General features: G+C 75.8%; 15 protein-coding genes and 1 pseudogene. All 16 read right to left on the bottom strand.

All coding sequences use genetic code 11. The annotated features are described in order from the left end of the window. A pseudogene (locus EDJALFJO_RS34005) lies at positions 1-689 on the bottom strand (hypothetical protein); the annotation flags it as partial. Continuing rightward, a complete protein-coding gene (lepB, locus tag EDJALFJO_RS04325) occupies positions 686-1498 on the bottom strand; it encodes a signal peptidase I (RefSeq protein ID WP_088282597.1) in 813 nt (270 codons plus the stop codon). The pseudogene EDJALFJO_RS34005 and the gene lepB, both read right to left, overlap by 4 nt. Positions 1499-1604: 106 nt before the next feature. Beyond that, positions 1605-1964, bottom strand: a complete 360-nt coding sequence (rplS, locus tag EDJALFJO_RS04320) for a 50S ribosomal protein L19 (protein WP_088282585.1) — start codon at positions 1962-1964, stop codon at positions 1605-1607. A 163-nt stretch (positions 1965-2127) separates the two neighbouring features. Further along, positions 2128-2982, bottom strand: a complete 855-nt coding sequence (trmD, locus tag EDJALFJO_RS04315) for a tRNA (guanosine(37)-N1)-methyltransferase TrmD (protein WP_088282583.1) — start codon at positions 2980-2982, stop codon at positions 2128-2130. A gap of 3 nt (positions 2983-2985) precedes the next feature. Beyond that, on the bottom strand, positions 2986-3537 hold the full coding sequence (rimM, locus tag EDJALFJO_RS04310; RefSeq protein ID WP_088282581.1) for a ribosome maturation factor RimM: 552 nt from the start codon (positions 3535-3537) through the stop codon (positions 2986-2988). A 121-nt stretch (positions 3538-3658) separates the two neighbouring features. Further along, the gene (locus tag EDJALFJO_RS04305; protein ID WP_088282579.1) at positions 3659-3901 is read right to left on the bottom strand and encodes an RNA-binding protein; all 243 of its coding nucleotides are present in this window, start codon (positions 3899-3901) and stop codon (positions 3659-3661) included. A 2-nt stretch (positions 3902-3903) separates the two neighbouring features. After that, positions 3904-4440, bottom strand: coding sequence for a 30S ribosomal protein S16 (rpsP, locus tag EDJALFJO_RS04300; protein ID WP_088282577.1), 537 nt, complete (start codon positions 4438-4440; stop codon positions 3904-3906). A 188-nt stretch (positions 4441-4628) separates the two neighbouring features. Continuing rightward, a complete protein-coding gene (locus EDJALFJO_RS04295) occupies positions 4629-5975 on the bottom strand; it encodes a phosphotransferase (protein WP_088282575.1) in 1347 nt (448 codons plus the stop codon). Between the two features lie 28 nt (positions 5976-6003). Continuing rightward, complete coding sequence (locus EDJALFJO_RS04290) at positions 6004-7104, bottom strand: amidohydrolase family protein (RefSeq protein ID WP_088282573.1); 1101 nt, start codon at positions 7102-7104, stop codon at positions 6004-6006. A 97-nt stretch (positions 7105-7201) separates the two neighbouring features. Then, positions 7202-8821: a signal recognition particle protein gene (gene ffh / locus EDJALFJO_RS04285; protein WP_088282571.1), complete on the bottom strand. Its 1620-nt coding sequence runs from the start codon at positions 8819-8821 to the stop codon at positions 7202-7204. 120 nt (positions 8822-8941) lie between these two features. Then, entirely contained in the window at positions 8942-11473 is a 2532-nt protein-coding gene (locus tag EDJALFJO_RS04280) for a [protein-PII] uridylyltransferase (RefSeq protein ID WP_233149671.1), read from the bottom strand. A 141-nt stretch (positions 11474-11614) separates the two neighbouring features. Further along, on the bottom strand, positions 11615-11953 hold the full coding sequence (locus tag EDJALFJO_RS04275) for a P-II family nitrogen regulator (protein WP_088282569.1): 339 nt from the start codon (positions 11951-11953) through the stop codon (positions 11615-11617). Next, positions 11950-13275 (bottom strand): ammonium transporter, encoded by a 1326-nt coding sequence (locus EDJALFJO_RS04270; RefSeq protein WP_088282567.1) that lies wholly within the window; start codon positions 13273-13275, stop codon positions 11950-11952. The genes EDJALFJO_RS04275 and EDJALFJO_RS04270 overlap by 4 nt, the downstream gene beginning before the upstream one ends. A 263-nt stretch (positions 13276-13538) precedes the next feature. Beyond that, positions 13539-14342 carry a VTC domain-containing protein gene (locus tag EDJALFJO_RS04265; protein ID WP_158220283.1) on the bottom strand — a complete coding sequence of 268 codons (804 nt, stop codon included), beginning with the start codon at positions 14340-14342 and terminating at the stop codon, positions 13539-13541. Next, positions 14339-15367, bottom strand: coding sequence for a DUF4956 domain-containing protein (locus EDJALFJO_RS04260; RefSeq protein ID WP_088282563.1), 1029 nt, complete (start codon positions 15365-15367; stop codon positions 14339-14341). The genes EDJALFJO_RS04265 and EDJALFJO_RS04260 overlap by 4 nt, the downstream gene beginning before the upstream one ends. A gap of 206 nt (positions 15368-15573) precedes the next feature. Further along, on the bottom strand, positions 15574-16773 hold the full coding sequence (gene ftsY, locus EDJALFJO_RS04255; RefSeq protein ID WP_088282561.1) for a signal recognition particle-docking protein FtsY: 1200 nt from the start codon (positions 16771-16773) through the stop codon (positions 15574-15576). Positions 16774-16964 lie beyond the last annotated feature (191 nt).

Below are 16964 nucleotides of genomic sequence, written 5' to 3'. Positions count from 1 at the left end.
GGGGCGTCCTGCGGGCCGGGCGCGGCGGCCCGGCGGCCGGTCCGCTCCGGCCGCGGGGAGAAGTCGCCCCCGATCTGGTGCGGCTGGACGGGCGGGAACTGCGCGGGCCCCGGGGGCACGGGACGCAGCACCGGCGGCTGGGGCGGGTAGCCCGGCACCGGTTCGTCCCGGGCCTCCCGGACGTCGCGGCGGCGCGGCAGCGGCCGTGGCACGTCGCCGGCCGGGCCGGGTCCGCCGAAGGGGCCGTCGGGCTCGGGGGCCGCAGGCGCGGGGCCGGTGCCGTAGCGCAGGCCGGTGGGGATCGCCTGGGTCAGCGGGCCCGCGGGCGCGGGCTCGAACGGCAGGAGCTCCGCCACCGGGTCGCCGGACGGCGCGGAGCCGGACGGGGCTGCGACGGCCGGTGGAGGCAGCGCGGCCGCGGGGGGCGCGAACACCGCCGGTGCGGCCGCCGCGGGCGGTGCGACGGGCACGCCGAAGAGGGACACCTCGGCCACGCCGGCCGGCGGCGCGGCCGGCGGCGCGGCCGGCGAGGGGTACGGCCGCTCGGTCCCCGGCGGGTCGGGGTCGAGCAGCCCGTACGGGTCCTTGTACTCCTTCGGCTCCTCGTCGCCGCCGTGCGCGGCGTGCCGGGCCTGCGGCTTGCGGACGTCGCGCTGCGGCCTGCCCCCGGGGCCGGGGCCCGCCCTCACGGGGTGCCCGCGGCGGTCGCCGGAGGTGCCGGGACGGTCGGGGCGGCCGCACCGGCCGTCGCCCGCGGGACGCCGCCGACCCGGTCGAACGGCCACCACACCGCGACGACGCGGCCGACGACGTGGTCGACGGGGACGGTGCCGCCCCCGGGGTCGCCGAGGTGGGAGCGGGAGTCGCCGGACTCGCTGCGGTGGTCGCCGAGGACGAAGAGCCGCCCGGCCGGGACGCGGATGTCGAAGGGCACGTCGCTCGGGACGTCACCGGCCGCGACGTACGGCTCGTCGAGCGCCGCCCCGTTGACGCTGACCCGGCCGGCCGCGTCGCAGCAGACGACCCGGTCACCGGCCAGCCCGACGACGCGCTTGACGTAGTCCGACTCCCCGACCGGGGCACCGAGCGCGGCGGCGACCGCGCGCCCGGCGGCAGCGACCGGCGAGGAGGCCGGCGGGGCCGCGGGCTCGAAGACGCCGCGGCCGTCGAAGACGACGACGTCGCCGCGCTGCACCGTGCCGACGACGGCGCCGAGCCGGGAGACGACGACCCGGTCGCCCGGCTCGAGCAGCGGCTCCATGGACGTGCTCGGGATGACGAACGACTGGACGAGGAGCACCCGGACGAGGGCGATGCTCACGGCGACGGCGAGCGCCCAGCCGAGGACGCGCAGCGCCGGCCCGACCGGGCCGTCCGCATGGTCGTCGCTGCGGTCGTCAGGGTGGTCGTCGGCCTGGTCGCCGTCGGCCCACGACGACGGACGGCCGGCGCGGTGGCCGGCGACCCCAGGGTCGTCGGCCACCACGTCGGCCGTCATGTCGCTCCGGGACGCGTCCCGGGAGGCGATGCGCCTCGTCCGGTCGGCATCCACGTCGACGAGCCTACGTCACCACCCTGCGGGCAGGGGAGGCGTGGCGTGTCGCTCAGCGGGTGGGGAGCGCGTCCCGCTTCTCCTTGATCTTCGCGGCCTTGCCACGCAGCGCGCGCAGGTAGTAGAGCTTCGCGCGACGGACGTCACCGCGGGTCACGACCTCGATGTGGTCGATGATCGGCGAGTGGACCGGGAAGGTCCGCTCGACGCCGACGCCGAAGCTGACCTTACGCACGGTGAACGTCTCGCGAACGCCGCCGCCCGAGCGCCGGATGGTGACGCCCTGGAAGACCTGGATGCGGGAGCGGGTGCCCTCGACGACCTTGACGTGAACCTTGAGCGTGTCGCCGGCACGGAAGGCCGGGACGTCGGTCCGCAGCGATGCCGAGTCGAGTGCGTCCAGAAGATGCATGGTGTGTGTCGCTCTCCCGCAGGTGCCACAGGTCATCCGCGCAGGTCGTGGTGGCGGCGGTCGCCGCGCTCGGGTGTTCTCGGTGCGCCGTCCCCTTGCGGGGACCGGTTCGTGGCACGACGCCCCCCTGTGGCAGGGCGCGACCGACCGGCGGCACAGCAGATCAGTCTGCCACAGCGACGGCGCGCGCCAGAAATCGGCGGTGGTCACGGCCGGGCTCCCCGGCGGCGTCCTGCTCGACGACGGACCAGCCCTCCTCGGCGAGGACGGCGAGGTCGTGCCGGTCGAGCGTGCCGACGTCGAGCCCGGGGAGCAGGTCCGGGCGGCGGCGGGCGGTCCGGCGCAGCCGCTCGTCCCGCCGCCAGCGGGCGATCCGGCCGTGGTGGCCGGACATGAGGACGGCGGGGACCTCGCGGTCCCGCCACGTCGCCGGCTTCGTGTAGACCGGGTACTCGAGGAGGCCGTCCTCGTGGCTCTCCTCGACGAGGCTCTCGGCGTTGCCGACGACGCCGGGCAGCAGCCGGGCGACGGCCTCGACGATCGCGAGGACGGCGACCTCGCCGCCGTTGAGCACGTAGTCGCCGAGGCTGACGAGCCGGACGTCGAACCGCTCGGCGGCGTCCTCGACGACCCGCTCGTCGATGCCCTCGTAGCGGCCGCAGGCGAAGACGAGGTGCTCCCGCGTCGCGAGCTCGCGGGCCAGCGGCTGGCTGAAGCGCTCGCCGGACGGCGTCGGCACGAGGAGCACCGGCCGCTCCCCCGGCTGCCCGGGCACGAGGGCCGCCGACGACGACGCGAGGACGGCGTCGAGCGCCTCGCCCCACGGCTCGGGCTTCATGACCATCCCCGCGCCACCGCCGGCCGGGGTGTCGTCGACGGTGCGGTGCCGGTCGTGCGTGGCCTCGCGCAGGTCGTGGACGACGAGGTCGAGGATCCCGGCCTGCCGGGCCTTGCCGATGAGCGAGAGCCCGAGCGGCTCGAGGTACTCGGGGAAGATCGTCACGACGTCGACGCGCACGGCTCAGGCCCCGCCACCCGTCGTGTCGTCCCCGTCGTCGAGCAGCCCCCCGGGGGCGTCGACGACGACGAAGCCGCCCTTGACGTCGACCGTCGGCACGAGCGCGGTGACGAACGGCACGTAGCGCGTGGCGCCGTCCGGGCGGCGGACGACGAGGAGGTCCTGCGCCGGTCCGTGCTCGAGCGAGACGACCGTGGCGAGCTCGGTGCCCGCCGGGTCGACGACGCGCAGGCCGACGAGCTGGTGGGTGTACCAGGCGTCGTCCTCACCGGTCTCGTCCGGCACCTCGGCCTCGAGCAGCACGTTGCGCAGCGCCTCGGCCGCGGTCCGGTCGTCGACCTGCTCGAAGGTGAGCAGCAGGGTCCCGTTGTGGTCGCGGACGGTCTCGACCGTGAGGGTCTTCGGCAGGCCGCGGGCGGCCGGCCCCTTCGGCGGGACGACGACGAGGTCTGCGCCGGGGTAGAAGCGGTCGTCCGGGGTGTCGGTCCGCAGCTCGACGGTCACCTCGCCCCGGATGCCGTGGGCACGCCCGATCCGGGCGACGACGAGTCGCACTGCTCCTCCTGCTCCTGCTCGGTGCTGTTCCGGGATGTGTCCCGGGATGCTGTCTCGGATGCGCGACGACCCCGCACCGCGTGTGCGGTACGGGGTCGTCGCGTCGTGCGGTTGCGTGACCTCAGCGGCCGCGGTCCACGTCGACGACGTCGACCCGGATCGGCTTGCCGTCGGCGAGCGCCTTGACGACGGTCCGCAGCGCGGTCGCCGTCCGGCCTGCCCGGCCGATGACGCGGCCGAGGTCCTCGGGGTGCACCCGGACCTCGAGCAGCGTGCCGCGGCGCAGCGGCTTGCTCCGGACCTGGACGTCGTCGGGGTTGCCGACGATGCCGCGGACGAGGTGCTCGAGCGCCTCGCTCAGCACGGTCAGCCCTCGGCCGGGGTGGCGTCCGCCGCGGCCTCGGTCTGGGCCGACGTCTCCTCGGCCACGGGGGCCTCAGCAGCCGGGGCCTCAGCAGCCGGGGCCTCGGCCGCGGGGGCCTCGGGCTCGGCAGCGGCGGCGGCGGCCTTCTTGGCCGGCTTCTTCTTCGGCGTGGTCGCGCCGTCCTTGGCGGTCTCGCCCATGGACTCCTTGGCGGCGGCCTCGAAGACGGCCTTCTTGTCGGCCTTCGGCGCGGCGACGCGCAGGGTGCCCTCGGAGCCCGGGAGCCCCTTGAACAGCTGCCAGTCACCGGTGATCTTGAGGATCGCCTCGACCTGCTCGGTCGGCTGCGCGCCGACCTTGAGCCAGTACTGCGCCCGCTCCCGGTCGACCTCGATGAACGAGGGGTCCTCGGTCGGGTGGTACTTGCCGATCTCCTCGATCGCGCGACCGTCACGCTTGACGCGCGAGTCGGCGACGACGATGCGGTAGTACGGCGCCCGGATCTTGCCGAGGCGCTTGAGACGGATCTTGACGGCCACGGGTGTGGTCACTCCTGCTTCTGTGGGGGTGAGCCGCGTCTGCACCGGGTGGGGACCGGGTGCGCCGGCGAGCTCGAGGACACGTCCGAGAGCGGTGAGAGGGTCCGCGGACAGACGGGTACGGTCGTCCATTCTGCCAGAGGTCGGGCGGTGCCCCGGACCACGCTGCGCAGCCGGGCGCAACCTCCTCAGACCTCGGCGGCGAGCAGCCCGCGCAGCGCCGTCGGCTGACCCTGCTCGTGCTCCCAGCGGACCAGCGGATCCGAGCCCGCGCCGATCGCCTCGTACGCGAGGGCCTGGAGCACCCAGGCCGCGGGCAACGCCGCGGTGACCGCCGCCGCGACCTCGCCCTCCGGCCGCCCGAACCCCTCGGCGAGCGCGCGGACGTACGCCGCGACGACCCCGTCGTGCTCCACCGGGTCGGCCCGGCGGCCGGCGACCGGCACGAGGTCGAGCCCGACGACGCCGTGCGCGGCGTCGGTCCAGTCGATGGCGACCTCCTCGCCGTCCGCCCAGCCGGGCCGCCGGACGACGTTCCACGGGTGGTAGTCGCCGTGCACGAGCACCGGCGGCAGGCCCGACGACCCGAGCGCGCGCAGCCGGTCCTGCCAGAGCGGCGCGACGGCGCGCAGCCGGGCCCGCTCGTCGGCGTCGAGCGCCCCGAGCCAGAGGCCGTCCTCGACGACCCGGGCGAGGCCGGCGGCGAGGGCGTCGGGAGACCGGTCGTCGAGCCGGCCCCGGTGGCGCAGCACGGCGAGGTGCGTGGCGGTGGCGACCTGGAGGCGGGCGAGCCCTGCGCCGAGCCGGGCCCGCTCCCCCGGCAGGACGTCGTCCGGGACCGGGCCGGCGTCGGTGGTGAGCATCCGGGCGCCCCCTGGTCCACCGTCCCGACCGTCGTCCCGGGACGCCACGACGTGCGGCACCTGCGGGAGCGGCGTCCCGTCCGCCGACGCCTGCGCGCGGACGGCCGCGAGCGCCGGCACGAGGGCGGGCTCGCGCGCGAAGAACCCCGGGACCGCCTTGAGCCACAGCGCACCCGCCGCGGTCGTGACCTCGGCGACGGCGGAGATCGACCCGGCGACGACCGGCCGCAGCGCCGCCGTCCGGGGCGCCCGGCCGGCCGCGGCGAGCGCGGCGTCGACCCACGCGGTCGCCTCGGGCCACCAGCCGCGGCACATCCACGGCACCCGGCGGGCGTCGACCGCGGCATGGCCGGCGTCCTCGTCGAGGACGGCGCGGACGGCGTCCCCGACCGGGTCGGGCAGCCCGGACGGCGGGGCCGGCACCCAGGCGGCGCCGCCGGCGACCCGCTCGCTGCAGGCGACGACGACGCTGACCCGGCCGGCGGCCGTGACCCGCACCGGCCCGTGCGGCCACGCGCCGTCCGGGCAGAGCGCGGCGGCGGCGCCGAGCAGGTCGCCCCAGTCCGGGTACTGCGCGTCGACCGCGACCGTGGGCACGGCGTCGAGCACGAGCGGGCGCTCGGGGTGGACGACGAGGAGCAGGTCCGTCCGCGTGCCGGGGGCGTCGCTCACGCGCCGACCGTCGCAGGGCGCACGGTGCTCAGGCCACCGGTTTCCCGCGGAGCACGACGCGTGCCGGGTGCGCGAGCACGCCGACGTCCTCCCGCGGGTCCGCGGCGTAGACGACGAGGTCGGCCTGAGCGCCCTCCTCGAGCCCGGGCCGGCCGAGCCACGACCGGGCGCCCCAGCACGCGGCGTCGAGCGCGGCGGTCGGCGGCATCCCCGCCCGGACCAGCTCGGCGACCTCGCGCGCCAGCAGCCCGTGCGCGACCGAGCCGCCGGCGTCCGTGCCCGCGAACACCGGCACCCCCGCCTCGTAGGCGAGGGCGACCGTGTCGTAGCGGCGCGCGTGCAGCGCCCGCATGTGCTCGGCGTACAGGGGGAACTTGTCCTCCCCCGCGGCCGCGAACTCCGGGAAGTTGGCGATGTTCACCAGCGTCGGCACGATCGCGACCCCGCGGGCCGCGGCGATGCCCGCGACGACGTCGCTCAGGCCGGTGGCGTGCTCGATGCAGTCGATGCCGGCCTCGACGAGGTCGGGCAGGCAGTCCTCGCCGAAGCAGTGCGCCGTGACCCGGGCACCTTCGGCGTGGGCGGCCTCGATCGCGGCCTGGAGCGCCTCCCGCGGCCAGCACGGCGCCAGGTCGCCGGTCGCCCGGTCGATCCAGTCCCCGACGAGCTTGACCCAGCCGTCGCCGGCCTTCGCCTGGGCCACGGCGTACGCCGGCAGGTCCTCCGGCTCGATCTCGTGGCCGAGGCCCCGGATGTAGCGCCGCGAGCGGGCGAGGTGCCGGCCGGCCCGGACGACGACCGGCAGGTCCTCCCGCCCGTCGACCCACCGGTAGTCGACGGGCGAGCCGCAGTCGCGCAGCAGCAGGCTGCCGGCGTCCCGGTCGGCGGTGGCGAACCGCTCGACCGTCGCGTCGTCGACGCCGCCGTCGGCGTCGATCCCGATGTGGCAGTGCGCGTCGACGAGGCCCGGGAGCACCCAGCCCTCGAGGTCGACCGCGTCGGCGGTGCCGGACGTCGGTGCGGTGTAGGTGACCCGGCCACCGACGACCCAGGCCTCGCCGACCTCGTCCGCCTCGTCGGGACCGGTGAGCACGTGGCCGCGAAGGCGCAGCACGACGTCGTCCGCCATGCCGGGGAACCTACCCCGGCCGTGCGGCCGACACGCCGGGCTGCAGGGCCCGGGTCACGCCGCCCGGGTCACGCCGCCCGGGGACGGCGGCGCGGGGTCAGCGGCCGAGGAACTTGTCGAGCCCCGGGGGCAGCTCGAGGTTCGACGGGTCGGACGGCGCGGGCGCCGCCGCCCCGCCGAGGCCGAACGCGCTGCCCGGCGCGGCAGCCGGCTGCTGCGGGCCGGAGAGCGCGCGCTGCGCGGCCTCGCGCTCCTGCTGGGCGCGCTTGGCCGGGTTGCCGGACTTCGCCTTGCCCTTGCGCGGGGGCGGCGCGGTCTTGCCGCGGGCCTTCTTGCCGCCGCCCATGCCCGGCAGGCCCGGCATCCCCGGCATGCCGCCCATGCCCTTGCGCATCTGGCGCATCATCTTCTGCGCGTCGGTGAACCGCTCGAGCAGCTGGTTGACGTCGCTCACCTGGACGCCGGAGCCGCGCGCGATGCGCAGCCGGCGGGAGCCGTTGAGGATCCTCGGCTGGCGGCGCTCCTGCGGCGTCATCGAGCGGATGATCGCCTCGACACGGTCCATCTCGCGCTCGTCGAAGTTCTCGAGCTGCTCGCGGATCTCGCCCATGCCGGGGAGCATCCCGAGCATCTTCTTCAGCGAGCCCATGTTCTTCAGGGCGGCCATCTGCTGGAGGAAGTCGTCGAGGGTGAAGTCCTCGTCGGCGGCGAACTTCGCCGCCATCGCCTCGGCCTGCTCGCTGTCGAACGCCTTCTGCGCCTGCTCGATGAGGGTGAGGACGTCACCCATGTCGAGGATCCGCGAGGCCATCCGGTCGGGGTGGAAGAGCTCGAACTCCTCGAGCTTCTCCCCCGTCGAGGCGAACATGACCGGCCGGCCGGTGACGCCGACGACGGACAGCGCCGCACCACCGCGGGCGTCGCCGTCGAGCTTGGAGAGGACGACGCCGCTGAAGCCGACCCCGTCCCGGAAGGCGGTCGCGGTGGCGACGGCGTCCTGGCCGATCATCGCGTCGAGGACGAAGAGGATCTCGTCCGGCAGGACGGCGTCCCGGATGTCCGCGGCCTGCTGCATCATCTCGGCGTCGACGCCGAGCCGGCCGGCGGTGTCGACGACCACGACGTCGTACTGCTTGTCCGTGGCGTACCGGACGCCCTCGCGCGCCACGGCGACCGGGTCGGCCGGGCCCGCGGCCGGGTTCGCCGCCTGGCCGGACGAGGAGGCGCCCGGGTGCGGCGCGAAGACCGCGACGCCGGCCCGCTCGGCGACGACCTTGAGCTGGTCGACGGCGTTGGGGCGCTGCAGGTCGCACGCGACGAGGACGGGCGTGTGGCCCTGCTCCTTGAGCCAGCGGCCGAGCTTGCCGGCGAGCGTCGTCTTGCCCGCACCCTGCAGACCCGCGAGGAGGATGACGGTCGGCGGGTTCTTCGCGAACTCCAGGCGGCGGGTCTGGCCGCCGAGGACGGCGACGAGCTCGTCGTGGACGATCTGGACGACCTGCTGCGCCGGGTTGAGCGCCTGCGACACCTCGGCGCCGACGGCGCGCTCGCGCACCTTGCCGCAGAAGTCCTTGACGACGGGCAGGGCGACGTCCGCGTCGAGCAGGGCACGGCGGATCTCGCGGATCGTCGCGTCGACGTCGGCCTCGGTGAGGCGGCCCTTCCCGCGCAGGTTCTTGAACGTCGCGGAGAGGCGGTCGGACAGCGTGGCGAACACGAAAGGTCCTCGCAGGGTTCTTGGACGTCTGTTCGGGGTGCGGGGACGGGAACGTCCCGGGCCCAGCCTAACCGGACGGCGACCGCGACCTCCCGCGGCCGGGGCCCGACGGGCGGCGGGTCAGGACGCCTCGGGCATCGTCCCGGCGTCGACGAGCGCGGCGACGGCGGCCGCGACCCGGGACGGCGCGAGCATCCCGCCGCCGGGCTCGCCGACGTAGAGGACGTCGACCGCCTGGCCGGCGTGCGTCGCGACGTGCGCGGACCGCAGGTCGACCCCGACACCCGCGAGCGCCGTCCCGACCGCGTGCAGCAGGCCCGGCCGGTCGGCGGCCCGCACCTCGAGCACGGTCGCGTCCGCGGACGCCCCCGGGAGCAGGACGACGCGCGGCCGCTCGGCGGCCCGGCCGACGGCCTTGTAGCCGGCGTCGCGCCGGTGCAGCGGCGCGAGCACGGACTGGTCGCCCTCGCCGAGCCGGCGCAGGGCCGTCTCGAGGGTCGCCGGGGTGGGCAGCTCGGAGGGCCCGGGGTCGACCCACCACGTGTCCACCGCGACGCCCGGGCCGTCCTCGGTCGTCGGGACCGTCCGCAGGAGCGCGGACTTCACGGTGAGCCGGAAGGCCGCGAGGGTGCCGGCGATGTCGGCCATGAGGCCCGGCCGGTCGACGGCGACGACGGTCACCGCGTGCAGCTCGTCGAGCCCGCTGATGGCGACCCGCGGCCGGCTGTCGGCGACGACCGAGGAGACGAGCGCGGCCTCGGCGTCGGTGATCGGCGCGGGTCCGGGCGGCTCCTCGCCGCGCAGCGCCGTCCGGGCCCGCTCGACGAGGTCGTCGACGAGCCGCTGCCGCCACGCCGACCAGGCGGCCGGGCCGGCGGCGAGCGCGTCGGCCTCGGTGAGCGCGCGGAGCATCGTGAGGATGTCGGCCCGGCCGTCGACCGCGGCGACGAGTGCCTCGACGGTGCGCGGGTCGTCCGGGTCGCGGCGGGTCGCGAGCTCGACGAGCGTGAGGTGCTCGCGCACGAGCCGCTCGACGATCTCGGCGTCGGGCCGGCTCACCCCCATCCGCTGGGCGGCCCGGAACGCCAGCGGCGCACCGACGGTGGAGTGGTCGAGCGCCCCGGGCAGCTTGCCGATGTCGTGCAGGAGCGTCGCGAGGACGAGCAGGTCGGGCCGGGAGACGTCCCGCAGGAAGCGCGTCACCTCGACGCACGCCTCGACGCTGTGCCGGTCGACGGTGTGCCGGTGCACCGCGTTGCGCTGCGGCCGGTTGCGCACGCCCGCCCACTCCGGGACCCAGGCGGTCGTCAGCCCGGCGAGGTCGAGCGACTCCCAGACCCCGACGAGCGCGGAGCCGCCCGCGAGCATCTCGACGAGGGCGTCGCGGGCCGCCGACGGCCACGGCTCGGGCAGCGGCGGGCAGTCCTTCGCGAGGTGCTCGACGGTCACCGGGGACAGCGGCAGCCCGGCCCGGACGGCGGTCGCCGCCGCCCGCAGCGGCAGGATCGCGTCCTCCTCCGGCCGCACGCCGACGCCGAGGACGATCTCGCCGTCGTGCTCGACGAGGCCGTGGCCGAGCGGGCGCAGCCGGGGCCGGCGCGGGCCCGGGCGCAGCCGGCGGGTCGGCACCGCCTGCCGGGCGCGGCGCACCGTCGTGTCGACGGCGTGCGCGATCGTGCGGCCGGCCTGCGAGGTCGCCGCGAGCAGGTCGTCGGCGTCCTGGAGCCCGCAGGCGACCGCGACGGCGTCCTGCTCGGCGAGCAGCAGCCGCTCGACGGAGCGGCCGGTCACGGCGTGCAGCGCGTCGCGGACGTCGAGCAGCGTCTCGTGCGCGGCGTCCACCGCGCCGTGCGGCCGGTCGGTGACCCAGCTCGCGGCGAGCGCGCGCAGCACGGTGACGTCGCGCAGCCCGCCGCGGGACTCCTTGAGGTCCGGCTCGAGCAGGTGCGGCAGGTCGCCGAAGCGCTGGCGGCGCTCCTTGAGGGACTCCAGGAGCTGGGGCAGCCGGCGGCGGATCCCGCCGCGCCAGTCGCCGAGCAGGGCCGCGCGGGTCCGGACGACGAGGCTCGCGTCCCCGGCCAGGGCGCGCAGGTCGAGCAGCCCGATCGCCGCCGACAGGTCGTTGCCGGCGACGTCGCGGCACTGGGCGGGTGTGCGCACCGAGTGGTCCAGGCGCAGCCCGGCGTCCCACAGCGGGTACCAGAGGGCGTCGGCGAGCGCCGACACCTGGGCGGTCGACAGGCTCCGCCCGTCGTGCAGGAGGACGAGGTCGAGGTCGCTCACGGGGCCGGCGTCCCGGCGCGCGACGCTGCCGACGACGGCGAGCGCGACGCCCTCGGGACCGGGCGCGATCTGCGTGTCCACGGCGACGGGGACGCCTTCCGGCGGGGTCGCGCTGATCCCGCCGGGCGGGGTGAGCGGGTCGGGGCGGCCGGTGCGGCGCGTCGTGCCGACGGCGGCGCCGGGGACGCCCGGCAGCTGGGTGCCGAGGGCGTCGACCCAGGCGGTGGTCATCGCCCGTTCGACGAGCCGGGTGAACGCCTCCCGGCGGACCGGGCCCGGGGCCGTGGAGCGGACGGCGAGGGCGAGGCGCTCGTTGCGCAGGTCGCGGGGCGCGGCACCTGCCGCGGAGGTCTGGCCGAGCGAGGTCATGCGCGGGAGTCCTCCGGTGTCGGGGCTGTACGGAACTGCTCCCTGCCCGGGACCGGGCCCGCCCCCACGTGGGGAGCGGGCCCGGTCCGACGCCCAGGACCGGGCGTGGCGATGCGTGCGGTGCGGTGCGCCGGACGCTCGTCAGAGCGCGTCGACGCCGTGCTCCCCGGTGCGGACCCGGACGACGTCGTCGACCGGGGTCGTCCACACCTTGCCGTCACCGATCCGGCCGGTCTGCGCGGCCTTGACGACGACCTCCACGACGTCCGCGGCGTCCGCGTCGTCGACGAGGACCTCCAGCCGGACCTTCGGGACGAGGTCGACGGTGTACTCCGCACCCCGGTAGACCTCGGTGTGGCCACGCTGGCGACCGTAGCCGCTCGCCTCGCTGACCGTCATGCCCTGGACACCGAAGGCCTCGAGAGCGGCCTTCACCTCGTCGAGCTTGTGAGGCTTGATGATCGCCGTGAGCAGCTTCATGCCGGCACCTCCTGGCTGGTGACGCTGACCGAACCGGACGTGGGCCGGAAGGTCCCCGTGCTGGACGACGCGAGGTCGTACGCCGACTCGGCGTGGGCGGCGAGGTCGATACCGGAGACCTCGTCCTCGGCGTCGATCCGGAAGCCGATCGTCTTCTGCAGGAGGAGACCGAGGATGTAGGTCACCACGAAGCTGTAGACGAGGACCGCACCGGCCCCGACGGCCTGCTTGCCGAGCTGGCTCACGCCGCCGCCGAAGAACAGGCCGTCGACACCCGCCGGGGCGTCCGCCGTGGCGAGGAGGCCGACGGCGAGGGTGCCCCAGATGCCACCGACGAGGTGGACGCCGACGACGTCGAGCGAGTCGTCGTAGCCGAGCTTGTACTTGAGGCCGACCGCGAAGGCGCAGACGACACCGGCGACGAGGCCGAGGACGATCGCGCCGACCGGGTTCACGCTGGAGCAGGACGGCGTGATGGCGACCAGACCCGCGACGACGCCGGAGGCGGCGCCGAGCGAGGTGGCGTGACCGTCACGCAGCTTCTCGGTGAGGAGCCAGCCGAGCGCCGCGGCGCCCGTCGCGACCATCGTGTTGACCCAGGCGACCGCGGCGATGCCGTTCGCGCCGATGGCGGAGCCGGCGTTGAAGCCGAACCAGCCGAACCACAGCAGCCCCGCGCCGATCATGACGAGCGTGAGGTTGTGCGGACGCATCGGGTCCTTGCCGAAGCCGACCCGCTTGCCGAGGACGAGCGCGAGCGCGAGCCCGGCCGCACCGGCGTTGATGTGGACGGCGGTGCCACCGGCGAAGTCGATGGCGCCGAGGCGGTTGGCGATCCAGCCGCCGACGCTGTCCTCGCCGGCCGTCGCGCCGTCGAAGGCGAAGACCCAGTGCGCGACCGGGAAGTAGACGATCGTCGCCCAGATACCGGAGAAGACCATCCAGGTGCCGAACTTGGCCCGGTCCGCGATCGCGCCGGAGATGAGCGCGACGGTGATGATGGCGAAGACGGCCTGGAAGGCCACGAACGCCATCGCCGGGACCGTGAAGACGAGGTTCGACGCGCCGAGCAGGCCCTTGAGGCCGATGAACTGCATCGGGTCGCCGACGAGGCCGCCCCCGAGGTCGTCACCGAAGGCGATCGAGTAGCCGTACAGGACCCAGAGCACGCTGATCAGAGCCAGAGCGCCGAAGCTCATCATCATCATGTTGAGGACACTCTTCGTGCGGACCATGCCGCCGTAGAAGAGAGCCAGACCGGGAGTCATGAGCAGGACGAGCGCTGCGCTCGCCAGGACCCATGCGGTATCTCCGGTATCCATCCGCACCCCTTGAGATGTCTGGCCGCGGGACGCTGTCGCCGCGGGCCGGGTGAAGGAACTCGACTGTGCCGCCGCGACGATGAGGCGGGCTTCGCGGAACAAGGTGTCGTCGGGGCGTTTCACCCGGGGGCGCGGAGTATTTCGGGCAGGTGACGCCCGCGGCCCGGTCGTGAACTCTGGGTTACGGGCCGTGCTCCGTCGCCCGTTCGCCACCGACCGTCACGCAGGAGCCGAGCGTGTGACGCACGGTGTCGTGCGCCGGGTCACACCGGGTCGACGCAGAAGTGCCGGCGGGCGAGCCGGCGCCACGGCGAGGCGGGCAGGCCGGGCTCGAGCATCGACAGCGTGACGCCGTACTTGCTCACCGACGTCGGGCGGACGCCGTGCCGCAGGAGCAGGAGGTCAGCCGGCGCGGGCCGCAGGCCGCCCTTGGTCTCGACGAGGACGTGGTGCGGGGAGATCCGCACGACCCGGCCGCGCAGGCTCGCGACGAGCCCGCCGTCGACCGTCACCCGGGTGCCGCCGTCGAGGTCGCACAGGGTCGCCCGGGCGTAGTCGATGCGGACACCCGGCCGCAGCGCCCCCACCGGGACGTCGAGCGCCTCCGACGCGAGCCGGTCGGCGAGGAACCCACGGCCGGACTCGGTGAACGTCCCGAACGCCGGCGCCGGCTGGGTGTGGGCCACCTTGACGGTCTGGCCGCGGTTGTCCTTCGTCTTCAGCTCGAGCCGGCACAGGCCGTCCTCGACGTAGAGCCGGGTGCGGACCTTCCAGCGGCGCCGCCGGCCCTGGACGTGCGCGCGGTAGGACTGGAAGCCGGGCAGGTCGAAGTAGGTGCTCGCGTAGCTCGTGCTGACCCGGCCCTTGACCGACAGCACGTGGTGGCTGTCCGCGAGCTCGCCGACGAGCGTCTGCGCCACCTCGGCCGGCACGAGGTACTTGCGGTCGACCCGGGTCTGGAGCGCGGCGGCGGCGTCGACCTCGGCGAGCGTCGCGGTGCGCAGCCGCCAGAGGTCCAGCACGGAGAGCACCCGGTCCCCCTGGGCCGTCTCGACGAGGACGGTCACCGCGGGTCGACCGGCCCGAGCAGCCGGGACAGCCCCGGCGCCTCGGCGTAGCCGCCGCGCACGTCGATCTCGCCGGTCGCCCCCAGCCTGCGGGCCCGACGGCCGGGCTCCGGCTGCCGGGTGCGCGGCCGCCCCCACGGCGCGGACGGCAGGTCCTGCGGCGGCGGGAGCTGCAGCGGCAGCCGGGCCGCGACGACCGTCGGGTCGACGTCGGCCGGGACGCCGTACGCGGCGTACTGCGCGTACTCCTCGTGGTGCTCGTAGGCCGCGAACCCGGGGGCGGCGGCGGACGGCTGCACGTCGGGGGCCGGCGCGGGGTCGCCGGCCGGAACGGCGACGATGACCCGGACCCGGGTCACCTCGCGGACGTAGTCGACCTCGTCGAGGACGACGTCGAGCGCGTCGACGTCGAGCCGGGCCTCGACCTCGGCCCGGGCCGCGGCGACGGTCCCGAAGGCGCCGTCGAGGACGACGTCGACCTTGCGGGTGCGGACGGCGGGGGCGACCGGCGCGGCGGCCGGCGGCCCCGGCGCGACGTCCAGGGACCCGGCCGGGGCGGCCGTGCGGGCCGGTCGGTCACCGACGACCGCGAGGCCGACGAGCAGCGCGCAGGCGCCGAGCGTCAGCCACAGCGGCAGCCCGACGAGCCCGGTGACGAGGCCGAGCACGAGCGCCAGGAAGGTGTACGCCATGTCGGGGGTCGTGAAGGAGGCGCTGCGCAGCCGGATCAGCGAGAGCATCCCGAACAGGCCGAACCCGGCGCTCGTCGAGAACGCCTCGCCGGTGATCGCGACGAGCGTCGCGAACAGCCCGACGTTGAGGACGACGAGGGCGAACGCCATGCCCTGGTCGGCACGGCGGTGCCGGTAGGCGACCCCGACGAGCAGGCCGACCGCGACGAGGTCGACGAGCAGGTGCACGAGCACCTCACCGACCGAGGGCGACGAGGAGGTGCCCGTCGTCACCGCGGCCAGAGCCTCGGGGAACACGGACAGGGTGGTCGCCGGTGCCGCCACGCCCAGCATCGCCGCAGGTCCTCCTCGCGTCGGGGCGGCACCCGGGGTGCCGCTCGGGGCACATCGGAGCACCCCCGTTCACCTGCCGTCCACCGCAGCGTGAGCGGCCGTGCACGGGTTATCGCGAAGTTAGGATGCCCTTGATCAATCGCCCGCGCAGCGACTCCGCGTGATTGAGCGACTTCTCTGCGCTACGGACCCCGCGAGGACCGCGCTCAGGACAGCAGCGCGTCGACGAACGCCTCCGGCTCGAACGGCGCCAGGTCGTCGGCCCCCTCGCCCAGCCCGACGAGCTTCACCGGCACGCCGAGCGCCCGCTGGACCGCGACGACGATGCCGCCCTTCGCCGTCCCGTCGAGCTTGGTGAGCACGATGCCGGTGACGTCGACGACCTCGGAGAAGACCTTCGCCTGCTGCATGCCGTTCTGGCCGGTCGTCGCGTCGAGCACGAGCAGCACCTCGTCGACCGGGCCGTGCTTCTCGACGACACGCTTGACCTTGCCGAGCTCGTCCATGAGGCCGACCTTGTTCTGCAGCCGGCCCGCGGTGTCGACGAGGACGACGTCCGCCTCGACCTCGATCCCGACCTTCACCGCGTCGAAGGCGACGGACGCCGGGTCCGCGCCGTCCCGGTCGCTGCGCACGGTCGGGACGCCGACCCGCTCGCCCCACGTCGACAGCTGGTCGGCGGCGGCCGCCCGGAAGGTGTCGGCCGCGCCGAGGACGACGGTCTTGTCCTGGGCGACGAGCACGCGAGCCAGCTTGCCGACGGTCGTCGTCTTGCCGGTGCCGTTGACGCCGACGACGAGGACGACGGCCGGCCGGCCGTCGTGCCGGGTCGTCGCGAGCGTGCGGTCCATCTCCGGACCGACCGCGGCGATCAGCTCGGCCCGGAGCATCGCCTTGAGCTCGACCGGCTCGCGGGTGCCGAGCACGGTGACCCGCTCCCGGAGCCGGTCGACGAGCTCGGCCGTGGGACCGGCACCGACGTCGGCGAGCAGGAGCGTCTCCTCGACCTCCTCCCACGTCGCCTCGTCGAGCCGTTCGCGGGAGAGCAGCGCGAGCAGCCCCTGGCCGAGGGCACTGTTGGAGCGCGCGAGCCGGGCGCGCAGCCGCACGAGCCGGCCCTGGGCAGGCTCGGGCCGCTCGAAGTCGGGCAGCTCGTCGCCGGTCTGCAGCTCTGCGGGGACCGGCTCCTGCACCAGCACCGGGCCGGCGGGCACGCCGTCCGCGGCGTCCGGCACGAGGGCACCGCCGGACGGGCGCGTCTGCGCGTCGGCGCCGTCCCCGCCGGTCCCCCGACCGGGCAGGACGTCAGGACGCCGGCGGCCACGGACGAGCAGGGCCGACACCCCGGCGATGAGGACGACGGCGACGGCCGCGAGGGCGAGGAAGGTGTACTCGGCGGTTGTCACCGGACGATTCTGTCGTCATCCGGCCCCGGCCGCCGGACCGGGGTCACGACCGGGCCGACGCCTCAGCGCTGCTTGTTCTCCACGCGCTCCCGCTCGGCCTGCTCCTGGGCCGGGGCCCCGGGGACGAGCGGGGTGCCCGGTGCGGGGGTCGCGGCGGCCGAGGCGACCTGGCGCGGCGGCCCGGCGACCGG

The organism is Kineosporia sp. A_224 (assembly GCF_002198655.1).
GTDB lineage: Bacteria > Actinomycetota > Actinomycetes > Actinomycetales > Kineosporiaceae > R-H-3.
The sequence above is the reverse complement of the archived record's forward strand: the minus strand, read 5'-3'. Positions and strand labels throughout refer to the sequence as shown.